The sequence below is a fragment of the Exiguobacterium sp. s22 genome (genome assembly GCF_018617455.1).
Classification (GTDB): Bacteria; Bacillota; Bacilli; order Exiguobacteriales; family Exiguobacteriaceae; genus Exiguobacterium.
The window spans coordinates 518,038-535,216 of sequence record NZ_JACSKD010000001.1; the positions used below are offsets into that span (position 1 = coordinate 518,038).

20 protein-coding genes, 1 tRNA gene and 1 riboswitch are annotated in these 17,179 nt (G+C 48.2%); of the genes, 8 read left to right on the forward strand and 13 right to left on the reverse strand.

Annotated elements, in window-relative coordinates; genetic code table 11:
* Positions 1–25: 25 nt before the first annotated feature.
* The 3 genes from KNO94_RS02685 to KNO94_RS02695 form a co-directional block, all read right to left on the reverse strand.
* Positions 26–1,225 carry a GTP-binding protein gene (locus KNO94_RS02685; RefSeq protein ID WP_214777314.1) on the reverse strand — a complete coding sequence of 400 codons (1,200 nt, stop codon included), beginning with the start codon at positions 1,223–1,225 and terminating at the stop codon, positions 26–28.
* A gap of 111 nt (positions 1,226–1,336) precedes the next feature.
* Positions 1,337–1,603 (reverse strand): hypothetical protein, encoded by a 267-nt coding sequence (locus KNO94_RS02690; RefSeq protein ID WP_012726390.1) that lies wholly within the window; start codon positions 1,601–1,603, stop codon positions 1,337–1,339.
* A 12-nt stretch (positions 1,604–1,615) separates the two neighbouring features.
* Positions 1,616–2,497, reverse strand: coding sequence for an SMP-30/gluconolactonase/LRE family protein (locus KNO94_RS02695; RefSeq protein ID WP_214777315.1), 882 nt, complete (start codon positions 2,495–2,497; stop codon positions 1,616–1,618).
* 139 nt (positions 2,498–2,636) lie between these two features.
* Here KNO94_RS02695 and KNO94_RS02700 point away from each other — a divergent pair, with 139 nt between their 5' ends.
* A complete protein-coding gene (locus KNO94_RS02700; RefSeq protein ID WP_353047817.1) occupies positions 2,637–3,245 on the forward strand; it encodes a class I SAM-dependent methyltransferase in 609 nt (202 codons plus the stop codon).
* 36 nt (positions 3,246–3,281) lie between these two features.
* Here KNO94_RS02700 and rlmN read toward each other — a convergent pair whose 3' ends face one another.
* Both rlmN and KNO94_RS02710 read right to left on the reverse strand, forming a co-directional pair.
* Positions 3,282–4,343 carry a dual-specificity RNA methyltransferase RlmN gene (gene rlmN / locus KNO94_RS02705; protein WP_214777319.1) on the reverse strand — a complete coding sequence of 354 codons (1,062 nt, stop codon included), beginning with the start codon at positions 4,341–4,343 and terminating at the stop codon, positions 3,282–3,284.
* Positions 4,344–4,408: 65 nt separating this feature from the next.
* Positions 4,409–5,815: an amidase family protein gene (locus KNO94_RS02710; protein ID WP_251125767.1), complete on the reverse strand. Its 1,407-nt coding sequence runs from the start codon at positions 5,813–5,815 to the stop codon at positions 4,409–4,411.
* Positions 5,816–5,928: 113 nt separating this feature from the next.
* On the opposite strand from KNO94_RS02710, the gene KNO94_RS02715 reads away from it, so the two are divergent.
* The 4 genes from KNO94_RS02715 (at position 5,929) to KNO94_RS02730 (ending at position 7,830) form a co-directional block, all read left to right on the forward strand.
* A complete protein-coding gene (locus tag KNO94_RS02715; protein ID WP_168169845.1) occupies positions 5,929–6,090 on the forward strand; it encodes a hypothetical protein in 162 nt (53 codons plus the stop codon).
* A 44-nt stretch (positions 6,091–6,134) separates the two neighbouring features.
* Positions 6,135–6,234, forward strand: a riboswitch (SAM riboswitch).
* Between the two features lie 67 nt (positions 6,235–6,301).
* Complete coding sequence (msrA, locus tag KNO94_RS02720) at positions 6,302–6,826, forward strand: peptide-methionine (S)-S-oxide reductase MsrA (protein WP_214777323.1); 525 nt, start codon at positions 6,302–6,304, stop codon at positions 6,824–6,826.
* A gap of 101 nt (positions 6,827–6,927) precedes the next feature.
* Entirely contained in the window at positions 6,928–7,452 is a 525-nt protein-coding gene (locus KNO94_RS02725) for a DM13 domain-containing protein (protein ID WP_214777325.1), read from the forward strand.
* A gap of 132 nt (positions 7,453–7,584) precedes the next feature.
* Entirely contained in the window at positions 7,585–7,830 is a 246-nt protein-coding gene (locus KNO94_RS02730; RefSeq protein WP_214777327.1) for a hypothetical protein, read from the forward strand.
* Between the two features lie 52 nt (positions 7,831–7,882).
* Here the strand turns inward: KNO94_RS02730 and KNO94_RS02735 are convergent, their stop codons facing one another.
* The 4 genes from KNO94_RS02735 to KNO94_RS02750 form a co-directional block, all read right to left on the reverse strand.
* Positions 7,883–9,427 (reverse strand): AMP-binding protein, encoded by a 1,545-nt coding sequence (locus tag KNO94_RS02735; protein ID WP_214777329.1) that lies wholly within the window; start codon positions 9,425–9,427, stop codon positions 7,883–7,885.
* Complete coding sequence (locus KNO94_RS02740; RefSeq protein ID WP_353047818.1) at positions 9,420–10,295, reverse strand: SDR family NAD(P)-dependent oxidoreductase; 876 nt, start codon at positions 10,293–10,295, stop codon at positions 9,420–9,422. Before KNO94_RS02740 ends, KNO94_RS02735 begins: the two co-directional genes overlap by 8 nt.
* A 111-nt stretch (positions 10,296–10,406) precedes the next feature.
* Entirely contained in the window at positions 10,407–10,829 is a 423-nt protein-coding gene (locus tag KNO94_RS02745; RefSeq protein ID WP_214777331.1) for an SRPBCC family protein, read from the reverse strand.
* Positions 10,830–11,038: 209 nt separating this feature from the next.
* Positions 11,039–11,902 carry a GRP family sugar transporter gene (locus tag KNO94_RS02750; RefSeq protein ID WP_214777333.1) on the reverse strand — a complete coding sequence of 288 codons (864 nt, stop codon included), beginning with the start codon at positions 11,900–11,902 and terminating at the stop codon, positions 11,039–11,041.
* 123 nt (positions 11,903–12,025) lie between these two features.
* Here KNO94_RS02750 and KNO94_RS02755 point away from each other — a divergent pair.
* From KNO94_RS02755 to KNO94_RS02765, 3 genes are all read left to right on the forward strand, one after another.
* A tRNA-Ala gene (locus KNO94_RS02755) sits at positions 12,026–12,098 on the forward strand.
* Positions 12,099–12,211: 113 nt separating this feature from the next.
* Complete coding sequence (locus tag KNO94_RS02760) at positions 12,212–12,544, forward strand: four-helix bundle copper-binding protein (RefSeq protein WP_012726406.1); 333 nt, start codon at positions 12,212–12,214, stop codon at positions 12,542–12,544.
* Positions 12,545–12,605: 61 nt separating this feature from the next.
* Positions 12,606–13,172, forward strand: coding sequence for a 3'-5' exonuclease (locus KNO94_RS02765; RefSeq protein WP_012726407.1), 567 nt, complete (start codon positions 12,606–12,608; stop codon positions 13,170–13,172).
* Positions 13,173–13,195: 23 nt separating this feature from the next.
* Here KNO94_RS02765 and KNO94_RS02770 read toward each other — a convergent pair whose 3' ends face one another.
* From KNO94_RS02770 to KNO94_RS02785, 4 genes are all read right to left on the reverse strand, one after another.
* Entirely contained in the window at positions 13,196–14,257 is a 1,062-nt protein-coding gene (locus KNO94_RS02770) for a bifunctional glycosyltransferase family 2/GtrA family protein (RefSeq protein ID WP_214777335.1), read from the reverse strand.
* 90 nt (positions 14,258–14,347) lie between these two features.
* Entirely contained in the window at positions 14,348–15,337 is a 990-nt protein-coding gene (locus tag KNO94_RS02775) for a sodium:calcium antiporter (RefSeq protein ID WP_214777337.1), read from the reverse strand.
* A 187-nt stretch (positions 15,338–15,524) separates the two neighbouring features.
* Positions 15,525–16,373 (reverse strand): HD domain-containing protein, encoded by an 849-nt coding sequence (locus KNO94_RS02780; protein ID WP_214777339.1) that lies wholly within the window; start codon positions 16,371–16,373, stop codon positions 15,525–15,527.
* 100 nt (positions 16,374–16,473) lie between these two features.
* The gene (locus KNO94_RS02785; RefSeq protein ID WP_251125768.1) at positions 16,474–17,178 is read right to left on the reverse strand and encodes an SDR family NAD(P)-dependent oxidoreductase; all 705 of its coding nucleotides are present in this window, start codon (positions 17,176–17,178) and stop codon (positions 16,474–16,476) included.
* Position 17,179 lies beyond the last annotated feature (1 nt).

Below are 17,179 nucleotides of genomic sequence, written 5' to 3' on the forward strand. Positions count from 1 at the left end.
CGATGTTTCATCAGTTTGTAAACGGTCAATCTGAATAGGTGACGAGTTGGCCAGTACCAGGAAGTGGGTCATGGAACGAATCCCACGCCGCTACCATCTCCTCATCCGTCAACAAGCAGGCGTCAAGTGATTGCTCGACCGCCTCCCGGTCCATCCGTTGACCGATGAGGACCAATTCGTTCTGTCGGTCTCCGAACGGCTCGATGTAATCTTCGCGAAGTTCCGGTTCTGAGGCGAACATGGCCTCTCGTTCACTCTCCGGAAGGGTCGCTAACCAACGACCCGCATGTTCGAGCGTCGATGCGTATCCGGCCTGGGAGAAGAGACAGGCAAGGTCGTTCCGTGACGCGATCCACAAGAAGCCTTTGGTGCGGACGATTTCTTCAGGGTAATGCTCCATCCAATTCATCAAGCGCTCAGGGTGGAACGGTCGACGACGACGGTAGACGAACGAGCTGATGCCATACTCCTCCGTTTCCGGCGTATGTTCTTCTGCCTCAAGTTCTTGAATCCATCCCGCCGCACGCATCGCCTGATCGAAATCGAACAACTGGACGTCGAGTAGATCGTCTAACGCTACGTCGGAGTAAGTTGAAGTCAGTAATCGGGCGCTCGGGTTGAGTGTCTTAAGTAGCCCCTTCATCTCCTGCAGTTCCGCTTCAGACACTCGGTCTGCCTTATTCAACAAGATGATATCCGCAAATTCGACTTGGTCGACGAGTAGGTCGACGACTTCACGGACATCTCCTGTATCGACGGCTTGTTGACGTTCCATGAGCGATTCACCAGAATTGAAATCTTTGAAGAAGCGGTACGCATCGACGACGGTGACCATCGCATCGATATAGACACGGCTCGTCAAATCGATTCCGAGCGCATCATCGGCATACGTGAACGTTTGCGCAACGGGAATCGGTTCAGAGATACCAGAAGACTCGATGATGATGCCATCGAGGTCGCGATCCTTTGTCAACTCATAGACCGCTGTCAGCAAATCCTCACGGAGCGTACAACAGATGCACCCGTTCGAGAGTTCGACTAATTTTTCATCGGTACGGGAGAAACCACCCTGTTCAATCAATTTCTCATCGATGTTCAACTCGCTCATATCGTTCACGATGACCGCATATTTTTTATCTTCCCGGTTATGTAAGATGTGGTTGAGCAGTGTCGTCTTTCCGCTACCAAGATAACCCGAGAGTACCGTGATTGGAATTCGTTTCATATTGATGAACCTCCATTAAATCGTAATCATTACTTTTTATATATTGAAACGACTGATCCGATTTGTCAACAAAAAAACACGCCATACGGACGTGTTTTGAAAAACATGCTCTTATTCTTCCAACGCTTTTCGTTCTGCTTCCGAGCGGGGATAGGCGTTCGCTTGCCACTCCGCCCGATAGATGGAGTCGAGTTGCGTCAACCCGACCTCATCCTCGTCCTTGTCAGAATCGACACTCGGCACCTCGTCCCATTTTGGGTCGAGATAAGAATGATCCTCTTCCCGTGCTCGATTTTCTTGCAACTTTTGGATCCCCATCTTGACCGCTGCCGCAACTGCCAACCCAATACCCGCTCGAACTAACAGTCGTTTCACCATTGCATGTCCTCCTCAACGCCCAAAGCGATATAGCGGCATCCCTTTCACCTCTGTATCGATGATAAATACCGATCCAGCATCCGGATATTCGGCTAACGCTTCCTCATCCATCCCCTCACGAGCCGTCGTGATGGCCAATCGATTGAGCCCATCCCCGATAAAGGCGCAGGATGTGACATTCGGGGCAGGAACGTGAACTTCTAACAGTTTTTCACCGGTTGATGGATTCCAGCGAGATACTTTACTTCCGGCGTAATGCGCAATCCATAAACATCCTTCCGTATCCGATGTCATACCATCCGGGAAACCATCCTCGTCCGCGAAATCGATGACGACCTTTCCGTTCGATAATGTGCCGGCCTTCATGTCAAAATCATATTGGCGAATCGTTTCAGTCGGTGTATCGATATGATAAAAAACGGAATGGTCAGGAGACCACGTCAATCCGTTCGAAAGTGTGAGCTCATCCATGAGTGTCGTCGTCGTTCCATCTCGATCGACACGATACAATGTCGCTTGATTCTCTTCGTCTTCGAGATGAAGCGTTCCGGCGAAGATTCGACCGTATGGATCGGCTTTTCCGTCATTGAACCGCAATTGACCGTCCGGATCATCCAACTCGACAATCTTCTGCAAGTCCCGATTGATCTCATCCCATTCATAAATGCCATCCTTCAATCCGAGAACGACGCCATCCGTCACTTTTGGAATGACGAAACCGACTTGTTTCCCGACTTCAAACGACGAGATTTCATCTTCACGCTCATCATACCACCACAATGTATGCCCTTCGATATCCACCCAATAAAACCGCTTCAGCTCAGCATCCCAACAAGGACCTTCACCAAGCGTATTCCGTACACGAATCCACAACGACGCATCTACTTTCTCCATTGCACAGCCTCCACTCTATCCATTAGTTCAGAAATCTATTCCCCTCTCGCATCGGGACTAAGCATGAATCCGGAAAATCGTGTTGGATTTTCACCGTCGTCCGTTCGTTTTGCTATAGTGAAAGAAACGTAGCGAGGGAGTGAAAGGTTTGTCGAAATGGGATGAACGATTTAGTTCGGAAGAATATGTGTATGGGACAGAGCCTAACGAATTTTTACGCGAATGGGTCACGTCTCATCAACCAGAAAGAAAACGCGTATTGGCCATCGCGGAGGGCGAAGGTCGAAACGCGGTATGGCTCGCCACGCTCGGCTATGAAGTCGAAATGTGGGACGCTTCGAAAGTGGGGCTCGAAAAGGCGAAGCGCTTGGCGACGTCACAAAATGTCTCTCTTCAGACGAAACAGATCGACTTAAATGAGGCCGATTGGCCAAACGAGGCGTATGACATGGTCATCTGTATCTTTGGCCACTTTCCTCCGCCTGTCAGAGAAAAGGTGTTCGCCGGTATCCAAAAAACGCTTCGCCCTGATGGTTTCTTCCTGACAGAAGTCTACTCTACAAATCAACTCGCTTACGGGACAGGCGGACCAAACGACGCCTCACTTCTATACACCGAAGAGATGTTCCATCAACTAGAGGACGATTTCGTACCGCTCGTCTTACACGAGACGGTCGTCTGGCGAGAAGAAGGCACGCTCCATCACGGGGAATCTGCTGTGATTCAATATGTCGGGCAAAAACGGTAAAAAATGGCCTCCCCGAGATTTCGGAGAGGCCATTTTTTACTTCGCGCCTTCGACGTTCATATGCTTACTGCGGAGTTGTCCGCATGCCGCATCGATATCTGTCCCGTGCTCGAGACGGACACCAGTGTTGACGCCACGCTTTTTCAAGATGTCGTAGAACGCCATGATGTCCTCAGGCGTGCTTCGCTCATATTGGATGTGCTCGTTGACCGGGTTATATGGAATCAAGTTGACGTACGACTTGTCTTTGATGTCTTCGATCAAGTCGGCGAGTTCTTCCGCATGTTCCGGCAAATCGTTCACTTTTGAGAGCAGGATATACTCGAACGTGATTCGTTTATTCGTTTTCTCGACATAATAGCGAATCGACGGCATGAGTTTATCAAGCGGGAACGCCCGGTTGATTTTCATGATGCGTGTACGTAATTCATCGTTTGGCGCATGAAGAGAGAGCGCCAAGTTGATGCGTAAGTCGAGGTCTGCGAACTTGTAGATCTTATCCGCGAGACCACTTGTCGACACGTTGATTTTACGTGGGGCGATCGCAAGTCCACGCTCATCTTTGACGACACGCAAGAAGTCGACCAAGTTGTCGAAGTTATCGAACGGTTCACCGATTCCCATAACGACGATATGGCTGACGCGGTCCCCTTCACCCTCTTCATCGAGGAAGTGTTGGACGGTCATGATCTGCTCGACGACCTCACCCGCCGTCAAGTCACGCGTCTTTTTCAACAAGCCGCTTGCACAGAAGCTACAGCCGATGTTACAACCGACCTGAGTCGTCACACAGACCGAACGTCCGTATTTGTGACGCATGAGCACCGTTTCGATGTAGTGCCCGTCATGTAATTTAAGTAAGAATTTGACCGTCCCGTCGCCCGCTTCTTGTTTGACGAACAGTTCTTGTGTCGAGATGACATATTTCTCTGTTAAGTAATCACGCACCTCATCACGTACGTTGAGGTCGTCCATCGATTTGACCCGGTCCATGTAGAGCGAGTCCCAAACTTGACGTGCGTGGAAAGCACCGTATCCCGCTTCCGTACACTCGTTTGTGAGTTGATCGAATGTCAACCCGTATATAGATGATTTCATTGTAATCTGTCCTTTCTCTAATCCGCATACGTACCATTGTAGCGGACGTGAGAGACGGGTGCAACTTACGAATAATCAGGAGGCGTCGGTCGTGTGACGAATTGTTCGAATGCTAAGGCGACTCGGATTAAATCACGTTCCGCATAGCTCGTCCCCGTGAACGAGAGACCGAATGGGGCACCGCTCTTTTTCAATTGATATGGGATTGTAATCGTCGGATGACCTGCTTTTGCAGCCATGTCATAGTTCATGTCATGTGGCAGCATGAGTGCGTCCAGTTTATGTGACGCAAGCAATGTGTCAATCCCTTCCGTTTTCGCGAGACGGACGTCCTCGATGCGACGGTTGAGATAGTTCGCTTCAGTCAGTTTCCCAGATTTGGCGTTCGCTTCTTCAAAGATGGTCTGGCCGTGCGGAATTGATTCAGGATGTTCCGCGTTCCACTCGATCAAATCGGAAAGCGTTTTAAACGGCACGGTCGTGTTGGCAAGATACGCCTCGACCCCGAGCTTGAATTCGTCGAACAAGATGTCCGCCTGATTTAGCGCCTCATGCTTTGGTAGCGTGACCTCAACGAGTTCGACCTCGGCTTGCCGTAGCAATCGGAGCGCCCCCTCATACAATCCGACTTCTTCGTCTGAAATATTTGGCTTGATAAATCCGACACGCATCCCGACCGCTTGCCTCACATCGAGACATGTCACATAAGGCGGTCCGACTGGAGTTTCCCACGTCGCCGGGTCTGATTCATCCTCACCGCACATCGATTGTAAGGCGATGACCGCATCACGAAGCGTACGCGCCATCGGTCCCGCCGTATCTTGAGAACGTGAGATCGGGATGATTCCGGAGCGACTGATCAATCCGACGGTCGGCTTGATCCCGACGATGCTGTTATGGACACTCGGATGGACGATCGAACCGCTCGTCTCTGATCCGACTGCGAGAAGCGTGAGGTTTGCCGCAACCGCTGAAGCCGACCCTGAACTTGACCCCCCGACATCCAACCCGTCGCCGTATGGGTTCATCGTCTGTCCACCGACGGCACTCCAACCGTTCGGCATATTTTCTGTTAAAAAGTTCGCCCACTCGGACAGGTTCGCTTTGCCAAGGATGATGGCCCCGTCAGCCCGCAACCGTTTGACGAGCTCGGCATCTCGAGCGGCGAAATGATGTCGCATCGCGGCAGCACCTGCAGTCGTTCGCATCAGACCGTTCGTCTCGATATTGTCTTTGATTAAGACGGGAATGCCGAGTAGCGGTTTGCGTACCCCTTTTCGGTAGGCCCGGTCTGCCGCCTCTGCCTCGAACAGTGCGTCCGGATTGACTTGAATGACGGCGTGAAGTCGTTCATTATACGTCGCAATCCGTCCTAAATAATAGGCGGTCACGTCTCTCGCCGTGAATTGTCCCTCTTTATACCCGCGATGTGCACGTTCGATCGTCAGTTCATGTAATTGGATTTGTTCCATCATGCATTCCTCCTTTATCTCTTCCCCTTTATTCGTGCTCTACGTCTGATCTCCTTTTCGTATCGCCAAGTCGATATGTTCTTGATACACTTAAGAAAAAACTGGAGGTCCCAATGACTCGCTCCTATGTCTTTGTGTTGCTTGCCGTATTCGGTCTATTTTTCTTACAGCTATACGGGGAGAATGTGCCGTATGGTACGCTCATTTCCATCGGGTTGATTGGATTCATCATCGTCTTGACGGTTTTTCAGTTGAAACGAAAACCGAATCATTGACGAATGTATTTTGAGGGTGGTATGATGCTCTCACCAACTACATATCGATATCAAGAGTGAACGAGAGATCTGGCTCCGCGACTTCACAGCAACCTGCCTTAGGCAAGGTGCTACGACCAGCAAGGGAAACCTTGGACGATATGACGAAAGCGCTCATGTCATCCGACGTGAGCGCTTTTTTGTTGAATGACGATTTGGAGGGAACGACAGTATGGAAAAAGCAACATTCGCAGGCGGCTGTTTTTGGTGCATGGTGACACCATTTGAAGAATTACCAGGGATCGAAGGCATCGTGTCCGGTTATATGGGCGGACAGGTCGACAATCCGACGTATGAACAAGTGAAAACTGGGACGACGGGGCACCTCGAGGTCGTTCAAATCACATATGATCCAGCATTATTCTCGTATGAACGTCTCCTCGAACTGTATTGGATTCAGACCGATCCGACGGACGATGAGGGGCAATTCCAAGACCGGGGACCTCAGTATGCGCCAGCCATCTTCTATCATACGGAAGAACAACGAGTCGCGGCTGAGGCGAGTCGAGACGTATTAGCGGTAAGTGGTCGCTTCACGGCTCCGATCGTCACGAAAATCATTCCGGCGACGACGTTCTTCGCTGCAGAAGACTACCATCAGGATTATCATAAAAAGAATCCGAAGCATTATAAGGAAGACCGGGCCATTTCAGGACGTGACGAGTTCATCGAGGAAAACTGGACGGAAACCGTATAACGGTCATCAGACGCGAATGTTAGCATTCGCGTCTTTTAATAAGCACATTAATCGGGAAATGGGATATAACGGTTCATACATCCGAAAAGGAGGACTCATATATGAAAACAAGTACGAACCTCATCATCGGTGTGATCGGCGTAGCCGTAATCGCTGTTGCCTGGTGGCTCATCTCCCCACTATTTTTAACCGAGACGGTCGATAAAGGATTGCCGCCGACAGCTATCGAATCACCAACTCCAGAGGTAGAGGAATCAGATCAAGAGTCGTCCGAGACACCGGAAGCACAACCAAGTCCAACCGAAGTAGCGGGTGTGTTCATGGACGGGGAGAAAAATTATGAGACGATCGGCACGATCCGCTCGGTCGAGGCAGAAGACGGGACGTACCTCAGATTTGAAGAGTTCGAGACGACGAACGGTCCTGACTTATTCGTCTATTTGACGAAACCAGGGCAAGAGACGACCGAGGGCGTCAGTCTAGGGGCGCTAAAAGGTAACATCGGGAATCAAAACTATTTAATCCCAGAGGATGTGAATCTAGAAGAGTACAATACCGTCGTCATCTGGTGTCGTGCGTTCAGCGCGACGTTTGGGACGGGAGAACTGGCTGGATCAAGTGAATAATCAGACTGAAGGGTGGCTGAATGAATCGACCACCCTGTTTTATTTAAAATCGCCTGAAAAGACATCCAACAACAATTGAGAATATGCTATCATATATGTAAATAAGTGTAATTCAATTGAGGAGGTACGATTATGGAGCAGACATTCTCGCAACCGTACAAACACTACTTTCGGAAACGTTTCTTTCTCTTCTTCATTCCATTGCTGATGGTCGGCATACTATCCGAACCGATGATTATTCAAAATCCATTTGAAGAGCTCGAAGACTATGGGGCATTTGTATTATTCTTAGGAATTTATATCCTTGTACTCGGTGCATGGTCGGCATTTTTGACGTCGATGATGTGGCGGTTCAAACAATTCAAGTTGAAGCAGTGATCACGTTAGTTATCTGTGGTTACTGCGTTTCGATTCTCTCCTTCTTAACTATTCAGCTGCACGAGTGATTAATCATCTCAAGTCGTTTCCTATCCAATTTTCCAACCGCTGTATAAGGCAACTCCTTCACAAACACGATTTCTCGAGGAAGCTGATATGTTGTCACTCGTTCACGCAACCAGCTCACTAGTGCCTCTTCTGTCAGTACTTCATCATATACCTGTACATATGCCTTCAAGATGTGACCGGCGTACACATCCTCTACCCCGACGACGGCGGCGTCCTCGACATTCGGATGGTCGCGCAAAACCGTCTCGACTTCCCCGGGATAAATATTGTTTCCTGCCGAGATGATCAAATCGTCTGTTCGTCCACACAAAAAATAATAGCCGTTCTCATCCCGGTATCCGACATCACCCGTTTGAATCCAGTGGTTCTTCCTGCTTTGCATGGACCACTTATTTCGTATGCAAAATTCCCCGATGGCGCCTGCCTTGACTTCCATTCCATCCTTCACTACCTGCAAGTCCCCTCCCGGAATCCTTCGCCCGAGCGTATTCGCATCATACTGTAAATCTTCTGGTGTGGCGATCAGATTCAAGCCCGCTTCCGACGTCCCATATAGATTGTATAAGACGTTCCCTAACTCGTTATGGACTTCACGGACTAAAACGGGATGAAGCTTCGCACCACCGGACGCGATACAAGCGAGCGAACCAAGCGATGTTGGTTCGTGTCGTAACATTTTGTGGATCATGAGCGGGACGACCGTGACCACTTCTACCTTGTGTCGCCGAATGAGGTCACAGGCTCTTTGCACATCAAAGCTCTCCTGAATGACGACCTTTTTCCCTAGTGCTAGAAAAGATAAAAGGATGGCGATGCCATAGCCGTGGTAAATTGGGGTGGCAATATAGGCAGTGTTGAAAGACGGTAACTGCAACCGATTCAATAAAGCCGTGAATGGAGCTAGAAAGTGAAAGAGGGATGGTTTGTGAGTCACTTGTTTCGGACTACCCGTAGTGCCACCGGTCAACAGCACGATTTTCCCGCTCGATGCGGCCTGAAGCTTTCCTATATGAGGTCGCTTCGAATCCGATAAACGGTTGATTGATACCTTCTCCTCATGATAGCTGACGAGGGTCGAATGTTCGTAAGACGAGTTTTCAATTAAGTCTTTAAACTCATCATCGTAAATCAAAAGATCGAATGATTGTTCTTCTACGAGCCGGTCGAACTGCAGTTGACTCATCGATGAATGAAGCATGTAGATGTCTGCACCGAGTCGTGAGGCCGCAAACATCCCTTGCAAGAAAGACGCGTGGTTCTTACAAAGAAACGCCACTTTTTGTCCCTTTTTAACCCCATACTGATCAGCCAAATGATGAGCAAGGTGTTCGCAACGTGTCTTTAGCTCCTGATATGTCACTGTTTCTCGACTGTCCACTAAAGCCGTATTTTGACTCCCTGCTTTTTCAATCAATGTAAAAAGAAGCATCAAGTTGATTCCGTTTTGACGGATTGCGACGAACAGACGGCCTAGGTTCAATGGTGATAGAAAATGGAGCTGCGACAAGACTTTCAATAACTTAACCATTCTTATTGTCACGCTCCTTTCTCTTAAGGAATGTAGGGACCATCCAGTCTATCGGTCTTCTGAAAACAAGTGATGCTACTTGACCGAGGAACAACCACCACGGCTTATATACTGTTCGTTTCGTATACAAGGCATGTCCGATCAGTTCTGCCACATGTACCGGTGACATGGCAGGTGAATGCTGATAAGCAAGCGTCGGTTTAATCATCGGAGTTTTTACTAGCGGTAGATATATAGTCGTCGTGGATATATTGTTGATTGTGAGTTCCGGAGCCGTTGAGCGAAACCACGTATCGAACGCGGCTTTTGATGCCTGATAGGCCGCCCAGTGAGGAAAAGGATGAAGTAACACATTGATGGTCGACACATTGACGATCTGCCCGTTCTTCTTTTCGAGCACCGGAATGAGCGATAGCATCATTTGTACCGGAGCAAAATAATTGATCGCCATCGTACGCGTGAAGTCATGGTATCGATCGAGTGACTCGATGATGGGACGATTGATGGAGATTCCTGCATTGCTGACGAAAACATCCAATCCTTCCGGTAGTTGATGGAGATACGACAGCAAACCATTCCGTTCCTCTTCAATTCGAAGATCTGCCGGGAACACGGTCACCGTGGCTGACCCCTTTTCTATTTCAGACTTCATGGCGTTCATGTCTGCTTCTCTACGGGCAACGAGAATCAGATGCGCGGTTGTATCTGCTAGTAAATAAGCGAACGCCTGCCCGATTCCTGAGCTCGCTCCAGTAATCAATACCGTTTTCCGATCTAACGCTGATTTTATTTTCTGATGATCGCAAGAAGGAAATCGGAATAGGAGTCTCTCTAGTAACGTGTAATCATACATATAGACAGCCAGCACCTTTTATTTATATTCGTCTCGCACCAAGACAATCATTTAGCCTAACATGACAAACAGCAGCGTCCACTTTAATGGAAAAGGGACCTGCTGTTCAAAGCCTCCGTTTATCTTTTATACACTCTTCCCATTCGCATATCGAGTGAAATTATCGAGGATCGCCTTCCAGCCTAGTCGTTGCATTTCAACCGGATTCATCGATTCCGCATCAAACACCTCGACCACCTTCGTTTGATCACCTTCTGAAGCAAATGAAATTCTGACTCTCCGTTCATCCTCAAGGCGATACTGAATGAGCTCATTTACTTCAACTTCCTCATATACCCCTTCAAAATCAAAGCCCATGCTCTGATCTTTTGCTTCCATCCGACTACGAAACTTCCCACCGATCCGTAAATCATTTTCCGCCTCGGTCGTATGCCAATCGTCAGACGCATGATTCCATCGTTTGATATGTTCAGGGTCTGTCCAGAGTTTCCAGACTGTGTCAATTGGTGCATCGACGAGCGTTGAGATCGTCACGACATTTGATTCCATGATTCGTTTCCCCTTTATTCTACATTTTTCTAATCAATCACGATTACGCTGTACGCCCTATATGACGAACGCAACATGAGATTACTTCCCTATCGATTACATCTTCTCCTGCCCTCAAGTCAACGATTAAAATTTACTCAAAACAAAAACCTTGAATGGCACTCTACGTTGAGTGAGCATTCAAGGTTTTTTAGTCCATCATTAAAAATTTAACTCTTGGCAATCCCAAGCATAAATCCGGCAACGACAATCAAACCGATTCCCATAAAGACGAAGACACGTTCTTTTGTCGTCTTCTCTTCTTTCAAGAGATAGATTCCACCGAGTGTCGCCACAACGACGTTTAATTGGGATAAGGCGAATGAAGTCGCAATCCCCACTTCTCCGCTTGAAACGAAAAGTCCGAAGTTCCCGATCCCCCAAGCAAGCCCGGCCAAGATATTTTTGAATGTGCGTGGATCCAGTTTCTTGACGTCCTTTTCACGAAGACTGAAAAGCAGTGCTGCGATGAACATCCCGACAGATTGTGGGAGAATCGCGGTGATTCCTTCTACTTCAAAGTAGTTCGTCAAGACGGCATACGTGACGTAACCGATACTCGAGACGAATAGGACGAGTAATCCCTTTTTCAAAGCTCCGGCACTATCCTGATCTTTCTTCTGTTGGTATGAAGTCATGGTCGCCCCGATGATGATCAAGACGAGCGCTGAAAACCCTAACCATAGCTCCGTCGTCGTTTGCCAGTCACCGAGAACGATGACCCCAAAGAGAGACGTCCCGACGAGCTGCATCCCCGTACTAATTGGCATCGCTTTGGAGACGCTCAAGATTTGGAACGATTGGAACTGCAAATATTGACCGAGCGCCCAGAAAGCCCCTGAGATAAATCCGGTCACGATGGCGAGTGTCGTGAACTCCGGTCGGAAGACGAGGGCAATCACGGCCGCCATGATCATCGCCCCGATGGTTGTTCCGATTAACTGCTGAATCGGTTTTCCTCCCACTTTCGACACGATGAGTGGAATACTCCCCCACATAAGTGCCGGTAAGAGTGCCAAAAGAATCATTTCCATGAAGCACACCTGCTTTCTTAATATAACGTCTAACATGAAATTCCCACGTCTCCAATTTTATAAACCTAAATTCAAAAAGGGAATTGCCATGTCGAATACTACGATGATATAATGATTTCGAACGGGGCATTAGCTCAGCTGGGAGAGCGCTACGCTGGCAGCGTAGAGGTCAGGGGTTCGAGCCCCCTATGCTCCATTAATTTGTCACATCTCGAATGAGGTGTGGCTTTTTTATTGGCATGATGCGATTCAACCCCTTTCTGAACGGGTAATGTTAGATAGACTTTTTCATATAAGGGGGAATTTTTGATGGAACGCACATCTGTTGAAGAGACATTGACGAGCGTGATTGAATGCATGCGCGCTTGTAATCATTGTTTCTCAAAAAGTTTACAAGAAGAAGATTTACACATGTTCACTGAATGTATCCGATTGACACGGGAATGTTCTGACATCTGCACATTGGCTTTAAATGCCTTAGAAACAGATTCAGCCTTCTCAAAACCAATCGTCGCACTATGCGCCCAGGTCTGTGATACATGCGCGGTTGAGTGCGGACGCCATCAGCATGACCATTGCCAAGCCTGTGCCAAAGCATGTGAGCGTTGTGCGGAAGCTTGCCGTACCCTCGTTGCCGCTTAAGCACGACATTCGTCTAACTTTCTGTTAGACTTTTTTTATTGCATACGAAAGAAGGTAAACTATGAACCATACCATTCTCGCACTTGACGTGGAGACCGCTAACCGTGATAGTCGCAGCATCTGTTCTGTCGGATGGAGCATCCTTCAAAACGGAGATGTGGTCGAAACAGACCAGCGACTCGTCAACCCGGAGGAAGACTTTGATATGGGTAACATCCGCGTCCATGGCATTCGTCCTAGTGACGTGTGGGATGCACCGGCCTTACCGGAAGTGCTTTCCTCTCTTTACCCGATTTTACGGGAAGTGGACCTCGTCATCGCACATAACGCCTCATTTGATATGGGTGCCTTGAGAAAGGCGATTGTGAAATATGATCTATTCGATTTCCCTACAATCGAGTACGGTTGCACCGTCAAACTGTCACGTAAACTGTATCCAGGACTCCCGAACCATAAGTTGAACACGATGGCAGAACACTTGAACGTGCCGTTTATTCATCATGATGCCGCAGAAGACGCTCGCGTATGCGCGCTACTTATGCGAGACATGATGCAAAAAACCGGCATCACAAGCCCAAAAGAATTACATCGCTATACGTCCGTGAAAACAGGAACGCTCGCATATTAAACCGGTCATGAAATCATGACCGGTTATTTTTTGAAAATCCATCTCTTCTGGACATAATAACTGACGAAAAAGAGAAAACTATCGACGATTACTTTTAGGATGACCTCGCCTTGTCTGAGCAAGAGAAACAAGAGATAAACAAGGAGTGCTGAAACAGCCATTTGAAGCACGACGAGACTAAAATATTTCGGAAGAGACCGCCGCGCCTTCGAATCGAAGACTACTTTTCGATTAACGAGATAATTGAAGAGAGAGGAAATGATTCGAGCGATGACCGTCGCGATGACGACGTGAGCCGTATCGAAGTATGGGGATAATAAATAAATAAAGAGCGCATACATCCCTACGTCGACAAGGAACGAGGCGACAGAGGATAACGAATACATCAAAAACATCCGATAAATTAAAATCGAGTCGAGAATCGGTCTAAAATGGGATGAATCATTTTCATTCTCATATACGGTCTGGATGGTCGTTTGTTGAATCGGGACCTGCAATCGTTTCGTGAACGTGAGCATATTCATCTCGAACTCATATCGATTTCCAGGAATGTCAATCAGTTGTCGCGCATATCGCATCGGGATGGCTCGAAGTCCCGTTTGCGTGTCTTTTAACTTCAGCCCGCTCCCAATCAACATGACAAGCCGTGTCGCCTGATTGCCGAATCGGCTCCGGAACGGAATCGCCTCTCCGCTAAAATCTCGACATCCCATGATGAGATGATGTGGTTTATTCACACCTTCCTCATACACGTTGACGACATCCTCTGGTAGATGTTGCCCGTCGGCATCGACCGTGATCACCCCTATTTTTTCCGGGTACGTATCTACCGCGTAGCGTAATCCTGTCTTGATTGCTGCTCCCTTCCCTTGATTCTGTTCGTGCGTTAGCACTTGGTCGACAAATGATGCAATCTTATCAAATGTCCCTACCGTCGACTCGTCACTACCGTCATTGACCACAATGATGGTCGAAAACCCGCGTGCCCTCAACTTCTCAACGAGTGTGACGAGTGCCTCGTCAGGGTTATAGGCCGGAATCAAAATCGTATACGCTTGCCGTGTTTCCACTTCTTGCATTTGCATCGCCACCCCTCCTTCCATTCCCCTATACCCGAAGCAATGAATTCGCATTCCCAATTTAAAAAACATCAGCCCTAAGGCTGATGCATGAGTTCACCCGATAAAGATCAAGTAAGACGAAACGAAATAGACGACGACAACGAGTAACGAAGGAATCACATAACGTACCTTCGACGTGACATTTTGTCTGAGCACACTGTACATCACAAGGATCGATAGGATGGTGATCCCGACCGCAGATACGAGGTGTGACGTCGAGACATCTGCGAGGATTGACCCATTCCGATAAAAGACATCGGACATGGCGATAATGAGCATATTGAAGATATTCGAACCGAGAATCGAACCGAATGCCAAGTTGACATTACGAAGTTTGAGTGCCATGAACACGGCGACCGCTTCCGGGAGTGACGTCGATGCCGCAATCAAGAAGCTACCGACAAAGCTAGAACCGAGTCCTGTGACGACGGCAATCTGGTCTCCCGTGATCGAAAGGGCTGTTCCTGCCGCCATGATCACGATTGCAGCGATGATGAATCCAAAGACCGCACGTTTCAGCGTGATGTCTTCATATTTCCCGACAACCACCTCTTCTTCGACCTCTTGTTCCGCGATCGGCTCTTTCGGTTGTTTCCCGATATAGTAGATTCCGATGCCGTAAAGGATCGCAATGAGGAGTGCGTCGACTCCGATTCCGATAAACGTCATGTCGACGCGAACAATCAAGGCAATCAACGTCGTGACGGTCAAGAGTAACCCAAGTCCGGCCGTATACAGATGGTCCCGGCTCGCATAGTTGAATAATTGCTTCTGTCGGAAGTATAGGTCGAACATCGCTAAGATAAAGATATTGAATAGGTTACTCCCAAGCATGTTCCCGATGGCAATGTCGGGGTTGTCAATCATGACAGCCGATATACTCGTTGTCACTTCCGGGAGCGACGTCGCTCCTGCCAATAAAACCGTACCGACGAGCATCCCGCCCATTTTCGATTTTTCAGTCATGACGTCGGCGTACGTTGACAATTTGATGGCGGCATAGACAGTGATGGCCGCGGCCAGTAAGAAATAAACAAATACCATTTTTTCTCCTCCTTGGGTAAACAAAAAAGACCTTTTTATGGACGACAAAAACGCCCATAAAAAGGTCTTGCGGACTTGTAAAAGCTCGATGGACCGAGTGCGTATGCACTGTAATGACGACCCATCGACCACAACTGTGGTCGCTACTCCCCTTTTTATCTTCCTTTTGACTATAGCATGAAGAGAACTAGTTGACAATCGAGCGGCGCATGAGTGCGAGAAGCTCCTGTGGGTCGAAAGCCGTCCGATATGCGAGCTCTTGCATCCCTGCGAGTTTCTCAGGTGGCAACGGCGTGGTCCAACCCGCTTCGTGAAGTCGTTTTCGGAAGCACGCAATCTCTTCGTCATCAATCGTCTCTCGCGCAACAATCTCTCTTAACTCATATGCCGTTTGACATAGTGGTGCCGATTCTTGCAACCATTCGTCCTCGATGAAATAAGTCAACATGGATTCGAGGAGTCTTGCCACTTTTCGATCTTTCGCATTTTTCTCACCGTAAAATAATAGATGGAGTTCTTGTTCATACAAGCCAATCAGGTCTGTCGAGCTCCGAAATGGTTCAAATGCTGACAGCAACTCATGGTAATACCACGATTGGTCCCGCATCGGCCGTTTAAAACGTTGCCACACCTTCATCCCTTCCATCTCAAGATCATAACGGATGGAGCGGAGATTATGTAGCTTATCCGCCACGAGAAGTGCGACTTCATCAAATTGAAGTGACTGCACCTGTTGAAGTGTCATCCGTTTTCGCTGTTCCCACGACTCTTCACGATTTTTCTCCGAGACCGCGAGAACGAGCCTGTGAACGTCAGAACCGAATTTTGATAAGATTTCTTGTGGGTCTGTCTTCGTGTCCTCAACCAAATCATGAAGCAAACCTGCCGCCACCACTGCCGGTGGTTGATGATCGGACTCAAGAAGCATGGCGACCGAGAATGGATGTGACAAATATGGAATGGTTGAACCTTTTCGATACTGTCCTCCGTGACGAATAGACGAAAAACGCAGTGCTTCTTCAACGAGCGGATTCATGTCACGATCCTCCTTCTTCCGGATGAAAACCCTTCTATCCCTTACCCGGAATTAGGTACATATAACCTAAATTTCGACCAATTTTAGGTATATTGTCGCATCATTCTTCATAAATCATTTTTTTCGTCATTCCCCCATCGATGACAAGATTATGACCGTTCACAAAACTGTTTTTACGGTCAATCAAGTACTGCACAGCGCGGACGATATCTTCCGGTTCACCGACCCGTCCTGATGGGTGCTGCTCATGATCAATCTCGCGTAATGCCTCATCGGACGTATGAATCCATCCTGGACTGATCGCATTCACCGTCACAGGGCGGTCGCCTAATGAGATGGCAAGTGAATGGGTCAAGCCGACGATTCCGCCTTTCGAAGCCCCATATGCGTCCCAGTGTGGCTCATTTTGAATGGCACGAGTCGAAGCCATATTGACGATTCTTCCGTACGACTCACCTTGATTCAGTTCTAAAAAGTATTTCGCACAACTAAATGTTCCGACTAAATTGACATCGATGACTCGTTTGAACGTGTCAATCTCAAGCTCATCAATCGGCTTGACCAGCGAAGCGATTCCTCCATTGTTGATCAATACATGGGCTCGACCAAATTCGTTGTGAATATCGTCAAAGACACGCTTAAGTTCAGACGTGTCTCCAAGGTCTACTTGATAAAAGCGTAACCCTTCGATATCCGGATCATCTCCAATGTCTAGCCCGATCACTTCATACTGATTTACGAAAGCTTGTGCAATCGCATAACCAATTCCTTGACTAGCTCCTGTTACAATCATCACGTCTTTCATC